4 protein-coding genes are annotated in these 7,662 nt (G+C 61.7%); all 4 read left to right on the top strand.

From position 1 onward, the window contains the following. Positions 1 to 1,188: DUF3320 domain-containing protein (locus EJC49_RS22725; protein ID WP_126702220.1), on the top strand; the 1,188-nt coding region annotated here is incomplete at its 5' end. Between the two features lie 46 nt (positions 1,189 to 1,234). Then, positions 1,235 to 2,506, top strand: a complete 1,272-nt coding sequence (locus tag EJC49_RS22730) for a metallophosphoesterase family protein (RefSeq protein WP_126702221.1) — start codon at positions 1,235 to 1,237, stop codon at positions 2,504 to 2,506. Continuing rightward, on the top strand, positions 2,506 to 5,985 hold the full coding sequence (locus tag EJC49_RS22735; RefSeq protein ID WP_126702222.1) for an AAA family ATPase: 3,480 nt from the start codon (positions 2,506 to 2,508) through the stop codon (positions 5,983 to 5,985). Before EJC49_RS22730 ends, EJC49_RS22735 begins: the two co-directional genes overlap by 1 nt. A 148-nt stretch (positions 5,986 to 6,133) precedes the next feature. Further along, a partial coding sequence (locus EJC49_RS22740) for a PHP domain-containing protein (protein ID WP_126702223.1) occupies positions 6,134 to 7,662 on the top strand: 1,529 nt, incomplete at its 3' end.

Raw genomic sequence — 7,662 nt, forward strand, 5'->3', positions numbered from 1 at the left:
CGGCTGAACGTCCTCATCAGCCGGGCAAAACGCAGATGCGAGGTCTATGCGTCGATCACCGACGAAGATATCGACCTTGAACGTGGAAAAGGGAAGGGCGTCTTCGCGTTCAAGCTGTTCCTGCACTACGCCCGGACGGGAAGACTGTCCTTGGCGCAGGCGACCACCCGCGAGATGGATTCAGTCTTCGAGGAACAGGTTGCCAACGCGCTGATAGAGAGGGGCTTCCAGGTTCACGCACAGGTCGGTATCGCTGGGTTCTTCATCGACCTCGCCATCGCCGATCCCGAACGACCCGGAAGGTACATCCTCGGCATCGAATGCGACGGTATTGCCTACCACTCCTCTCGTTCCGCGCGCGACCGCGACCGCCTTCGGCAGGCCGTCCTGGAGGATCATGGATGGATCGTTCACCGCATCTGGAGTCCTGATTGGTTCCAGCGTCCGCAGGAACAACTCGCGCGAACAATTGCGGCTATCGAGGCGGCAAGGAAGGAACTGGATGCCAGGATGGAACTCGGATTCCAAAGGAACCGGGCGGTGAATGTGGAGGTCGTCACTGTTGATCGCGGTGAGGTTACGGAGATCGGTTTGGCCGATGTGCCGGAAGGCGACACAAAGCACCGGGCCTACGTAGAAGCTGAGTTGACGCGCGCTGGACCGTATGAGTTGCACGAGACGCCGGCCGGCGTAATGGCCGGACTTGTCGAGCAAGTTGTCGCGGTGGAAGCGCCAGTCCACCTTGACGAGGTGGTTTGCCGGATCAGAGACGCTTGGGGCTTGCAGCGCGCTGGTGGGCGGATCCAGGAAGCCGTCGAGCGGGGAGTGATCATCACAATGAGCCGCGGTTCGGTTACACGGAAGGGAGACTTCTTCTTCAAACCCGGAGCGACGGTGACACTCAGAGACCGAAGCCAAGTGGCATCGCTTGGGTTGCGAAAGCCAGAGTTGATCGCGATGGAGGAGATCGCGGAAGGTGCAATAGAAGTCGTCAGGTCCAATCTCGGAGCTACTGAAGATGAGATCGTGGCTCGTGTTTCGCGGATGCTCGGCTTCAAGGCGACGAGCGCTCAATTGAGAATCGCCATAGTCGCCGCAATATCTAAGCTGATAGAAGACAACGTATTCAAGAAAAGAGACGGACTTCTGACCGTAAATGAAAATCCCATGCTTCCCGAGAACGTCTAAATGAACACCTTTCCATAGGCTTCATGAACAAATCGAGGACAATGACATGCCATTCCGGTTTGTTCATACCGCCGATCTACATCTTGATTCTCCATTGCGCTCCTTGGCGATGCGCAACAGCGACCTGGCCGAGTTGATCGGCGACGCGACGCGACAAGCCCTGATCGCCATTGTGGATCTCTGCATCGACGAGCAGGTCGACGCACTGATCATCGCTGGCGACCTGTATGATGGCGACCAGACGTCAATGAAGACCGCCCGGTTTCTAGCAGGACAGATGCAGCGGCTTCATGAGGCGGGTATCGAGACCTTCATCATCCGCGGCAATCACGATGCCCTGTCGCGGATCACCCAGGAACTGATCCTGCCGCCGACGGTGACCGTGTTCGGCGACCGCACCCATGCCGTCGACCTCGTAAATGGCGATCTGGCTCTTTCGATTCACGGCCTGAGCTTCGCCAAGCCGCACGCGCCAGAGAGCCTGCTGGATAAGTATCGCCGCCCTGCTCCCGACACGGTCAATATCGGCATCATGCATACCAGCTTGGCCGGAGCGCCGGGGCACGACCATTACGCGCCCTGCAAGGCTTCAGACCTGCACGGTTGGGGCTTCGATTACTGGGCCCTGGGGCATGTCCACGTTCGGGCCCAACATGCCGGCGACCGCGTGGTGATCATGCCCGGCATGCCGCAAGGCCGCGACATCAACGAAGCCGGCGAGAAGACCGTCACCCTCGTCACGGTCAAGGACGACCGCAGCCTCACGGTCGAAGAACGCGCGACAAGCATTGCCCAGTTTGAAAGGATTGCCGTCGACCTTTCATCTGCCGCAACTTGGCGAGGGGCCGCCGAACTCATCGAGGAAGGCATTGGGATCGCGCGAGACAGAACACGCTCGGGCCATCTTGTCGGCCGCCTCCGATTGACGGGGGCAACGCCACTAGCATGGCAGCTGCGCCGCGATCGTGATCTACTTCTGGCGGAGACCGAACAGCGTGCCGAGGGTCTGGGGAAGACCTGGATCGAGAAGATCGAGATTGCGATCACGGCACCGGACGGCACTTCCGTTGTAAGTGCTATCGCCGACCCGGTCCTGGAACTCGGCGAGTTGATGCGCAGCGACATTGTTCACCAGCACGGTGTTCGCGAGGCGGTGCGTGATCTGGTTAAGGAACTGCGCGATGATCTGCCCCCTGAAGCGCGAGGTTTCAGCGGTGATGACGAGGCCGCGTTCGAAGCCCTGATCGACCAGCTGCTGACGGAAGGCAGCGAGGACATGCTGGCCCGGCTCAAGCCGGAATCCTCGGAGATCAGCTGATGCGCCTGCGCCGGCTCGATCTCACCCGCTACGGCAAGTTCACCGACTACTCGATCGATTTCGGGGAGTATGTCGCCGGCGCGCCTGACCTGCACATCGTCTACGGGCTGAACGAGGCCGGCAAATCCACATCGCTGTCGGCCTATCTCGACCTGCTGTTTGGAATCGAAGAGCGCACGAAGTACGGCTTCCTGCACCAGGGCAAGGCTATGGAGATCGGCGCCTGTCTCGAATTTGACGGGCAGGCGCACGAATTCAAACGGGTCAAGCAGCGCAGCAATTCTCTGCTGAATGAGCAAGGTCAGCCGGTGAACGAGGCCTTGCTGAGCGTGCCGCTCGCCGGGCTAACGCGCGACGCCTATCGAATGATGTTCTCCCTCGACGATCAGACGCTGGAGGATGGCGGCAACGCCATTCTGGAAAGCAAGGGCGATCTGGGGGAGTTGCTGTTTTCGGCGAGTGCCGGCCTCACCGGCATCAGTTCCATTCTCGAGGCCGCAATCGCTGAGGCCGACGGCATTTTCCGCAAGCGTGCCAGCTCGACAAAGATCGCCGGCCTCAAACGCCAGATCGCCGATCTCAAATCGCAGCGCGATGAGATCGATGTCCAGGCCTCGGCCTACCGGACCCTGACGACGGTGCTCGAGCAGGCTGAAGCCGCCTATGACGCCGTCATGAGGGAAATCGGGACGGCAAAGGCCCGTCACGACGAGATCGCACGTGTTCTGCAGGCCCATCCGCTGGCGGCAGACTATCGCCGGGCTGACGAACAGCTTTCCGAATATGCGGACCTGCCTCATCCACCTGCGGACTGGGCATCCACACTTCCCGACCTGATTGTTGAAGAGACAAGGCTTCAAACGGAGCTGACGGGCATCAAGCAGCGCGAGCAGAAGTTTCGGGAGGAACTGGAAGGGCTCGTGGTCGAAAACCGTCTGCTCGAGATGGCGGATCAGCTGGATCAGCTGTCCGACGCAGCCGCACGTTATGCGACCGCACAGGAGGATCTGCCGAAGCGAAAGCAGGCGCTGTCGGAATCGAACCGCAAGATCGATCTCATCCTGGCAACACTCGGACAGACAGATGTCGGGAATCCGAAATCACTGCTGATACCGGCAGCGACGATTGGGGCGCTGCGAGATCTGATCAGCACAAGGTCCGGCGTCGACGTCGCACGGCAGTCTGCTGAAAAGGAGCATGAGGCAGCCCGGCAGGCAGTCGAGAAAGAGCAGCGTGACCGGCAGGCGCTCGATGGCCAGGGTGTCGCGCTCGATGCTGGCAAGATAGCCCAGCTTCAATCGGTGCTGCGCCGCTTGCGCGACGGCAACCTTATTGCCGAACTCAGACTTGCCGAGCGCGCTGTCCCCGCCAAACGCCAAGCCTTCGACGATGCCACGACTGAACTGCACCCATGGGCCGGTGACGGTGACGCTCTCCGGCGCATCTCACCGCCCGCGACCGATCGCGTCGAATCCTGGAAGTCGACTTGCAGCGAATTGGAGAAGCGTCGCTCGCAGATCGTCGAGCGCGAACGAGACCTCTCGACGAAGCAGGAGGAAGATGCCGCACGTCTGGCTGCACTCCGCGACGCGATCGACATCATGGATGATGAGGAAGCGAAGGCGGCCCTTTTGGAGCGGGATGACGCCTGGGCGAAACATCTGTCGGTCCTCGACCGGGAAACGGCCGATCGCTTTGAAACCCGCATGCGAACGACCGATGCGGCCGCGGCCGCACGTCTGAACAGCGCCAGGGAACTCGAGGAGCTGCGCTCCCTCGCCGCAGGGCTGACGGTAACGAGGGCGAGCATTGACCGGCAACGCCAGTTGCTGCGGGATATCGACGACGAACGGCAGACATTGCGAGGCGAGATCAGGACCGAAACGCCAGCGGAAATCGATCTGGATGACGATGCGTCCGTCGCTTCATGGCTGACAGGGATCGGCCGATGGGTGGAAGCCCGCGTTTTAGCGCTGACTGCGTGGGATGATCTGCGCCTTACCATGAGTGACGCCGAAGACGCCAAAGCTGCGCTCGCAAGGGAGCAGGATACGCTCCTGGCGACCCTGATCAGCGTCGGGATCGACGGCGATGGTCTGGACGTGGCGGCACTGATGCAGGCTGCCGACACCATCCTTGCGGACCATGCTGCGATGCAGACCAAACGGCAAGATGTCCAAAAGCGCGTCGGTGAATTGGAAGCGGCCGCGGATCGACGGAAAGCCGAGCTCGATGAAGCCACCACTGATTCCGATGCGTGGCAGACAGATTGGTCGAACGCCCTCGAAAGTACCTGGTTTGAGGGGGAAGGAAGTGTCGGTGCCGTCCGGGAGCTTCTCGACGCACTCGCCGGCCTGCCGGAAGTCCTGCGCGAGAAGGATGATTTGCTTCATCGCATCGTCTCCATGGAGGCCGACCGGAAGTCCTTCGTGGAAGTGGTTGCCCAGTTGCATGACGCACTCGGCGAGACATTCGACGACAGTGCGCCGCTTGACGCCGCCAGGGCCCTGCTCCGGCGAAGGGAGGAAGCAAGACAGGTCCAAGGGAAGCGGCAGGAACGGGACCAAAGCCTTGTCGACCTAGCGACGGAACGCGAGCGGTTGGACGGCGAGATTGCGATCCATGCCGCAGGCAAGAAGGAACTTACCGATTTCTTCCAGACCGTGACCCTTGCGGATGTTCGGCAAGCTCTCGAACGCTGCCGCAAAAGGGATGAGCTGGTCGAGCAGCATGGCAAGCTGGAACGGCAGATCGTCAGCGACATGCAGCTGCCATCGCTGGAGGCTGCCCTGGCCAGCCTTGCCAGTACCGATCTGGCCGAACTGCAGCGCGAGCAGGCCGAACTCATCACGCGACTTGAAGATCTCGACGGCCGATCAAAGGACCTCTTCGCGGACAGGGCGCGGGCTACCGATCGTTTGACTGCCATCGGCGGCGATGATGCCGCTGCCCGCCTTGAGGCGAACCGGCGCACCTTGCTTCTCGAAATCGAGGAGCTGGCGCTGCGCTATCTTCGCCTCAGGAGCGGAAGCCTGATCGCCGATCACGGCATTCGCGCCTACCGGGACAAGCACCGCAGCGCAATGATTAATCGCGCATCCGAGGCATTTCGGCTGATCACCCGCGACGAATACACCGGCTTGGCAACACGTCCCGACAAGGATCGTGAAGCGCTTTTCGGTCTGTCACGACAGGGTGGCTCCAAGCTCGCAATCGAGATGTCCAAAGGAACCCGGTTCCAGCTCTACCTTGCTTTGCGGCTTGCCGGATATGAGGAGTTCGCGACGGCGCGGCCGTCAGTGCCGTTCATTGCTGATGATATCATGGAAACCTTCGATGAGCTACGATCGGAAGAAGTGTTCCGGCTATTCGGCCAGATGGCTCAGTCCGGACAGGTAATTTACCTGACACACCATCGGCATCTCATGAACATCGCAAGGCAGGTCGTGCCAACCGTGAAGGTTCACGAATTAGTTTGAGAGCCGAGGCAGGCGAGGCTACTTCGCGGCCCTAAAGCCGCCCTTCCGCTTCCCACCCCGATCTCGCCGGTCAACTGAGCGGTTCATCGTCGACAAGCGCAAGGGAACATAATAGGAACATATCTCGTGAACTCGAAGGTGTTCCGCGTTGCGCTATTCCGAGCTTCAGGTCACCAGTCACTTCAGCTTCCTCCGCGGAGCCTCGTCGGCGGAGGAGCTGTTTGCCCAGGCGCATGCCTGCGGTATCGAAACGCTGGGCATCGTCGACCGGAATTCCTTGGCTGGGATCGTTCGCGCGCATGAGGCGGCAAGGACGACAGGGATTCGACTTGTCGTCGGCTGCCGGCTCGACCTCGCCGACGGCATGTCGATCCTTGTCTACCCGACGGACCGCGCTGCCTATTCCCGCCTGTGCCGGCTCCTGTCAGTGGGCAAGAAGCGGGGCGGCAAGGCGAAGTGCGTCCTCCACTGGGACGATGTCGTGGCCTATTCGGAAGGATTCGTCGCCGTTCTCGTGCCGGACGAGGCGGATGATCTCACGGCGCTGCAACTGCGCCGCCTGCGTGACGCCTTTCCGGGAAGCGCCTACGTCGCTCTGACACTGCGTCGCCGTCCGAACGATCAGCTCCGGCTCCACGAGCTGTCCCAGATGGCGCAGGCGCTCGGTGTGCCGACGATGGTGACGAACGACGTCCTCTTCCACGAGCCCGGCCGTCGAATGCTGCAGGACGTGGTGACTTGCATCCGGCACAACGTCACGATTGACCAGCTCGGCCACCGGCGCGAGCGCCACGCCGATCGTTACTTGAAGCCGGCCGAGGAGATGCACCGTCTCTTCGCCCGCTACCCCGAGGCGCTCGCCCGCACGGTCGAGATCGCCGACCGGTGCAGGTTCTCGCTCGACGAGTTGAAGTACCAGTACCCGGAGGAGCGCGACGACCCGACCATCAAGCCGCAGGAGACGCTGGCGCGGCTGACCTGGGAGGGAGCCGAGCAGCGATACCCCGAAGGCGTGCCGGACACCGTGCGCGCGACCCTGGAGCATGAACTGCGCCTGATCGCGAAGCTGGAATACGCGCCGTACTTCCTGACCGTGAACTCGATTGTCCGCTTCGCCCGCTCGCAGGACATCCTTTGCCAGGGTCGCGGCTCTGCGGCCAACTCCGCCGTCTGCTATGTGCTCGGCATCACCTCGATCGATCCCGGCCGCAACGACCTGCTCTTCGAGCGCTTCGTGTCGGAGGAGCGGCGTGAGCCGCCCGACATCGACGTCGACTTCGAGCACGAGCGGCGCGAGATAGTCATGCAGTGGATCTTCGAGACCTACGGGCGCAGCCATGCAGCGCTCTGCTCGACCGTCATTCGCTATCGCACCAAGGGCGCGCTACGCGACGTCGGCAAGGCGCTCGGACTGACCGAGGACTTGATCAAGGCGCTGTCCTCGCAGGTCTGGGGATGGTCGGAGGAAGGCGTCACCGACGAGCAGGTCAAGGACATGAACCTGAACCTCGGCGACCGAAGGCTGCGGCTCGCGCTCGACCTTGCCCGTCAGCTGATGGGAGCGCCGCGGCACCTGTCGCAGCACCCGGGAGGATTCGTGCTGACGCACGACCGACTCGACGATCTCGTGCCGATCGAGCCGGCCGCCATGGCCGACCGCCAGGTCATCGAGTGGGA

The organism is Aquibium carbonis (assembly GCF_003970795.1).
GTDB lineage: Bacteria > Pseudomonadota > Alphaproteobacteria > Rhizobiales > Rhizobiaceae > Aquibium > Aquibium carbonis.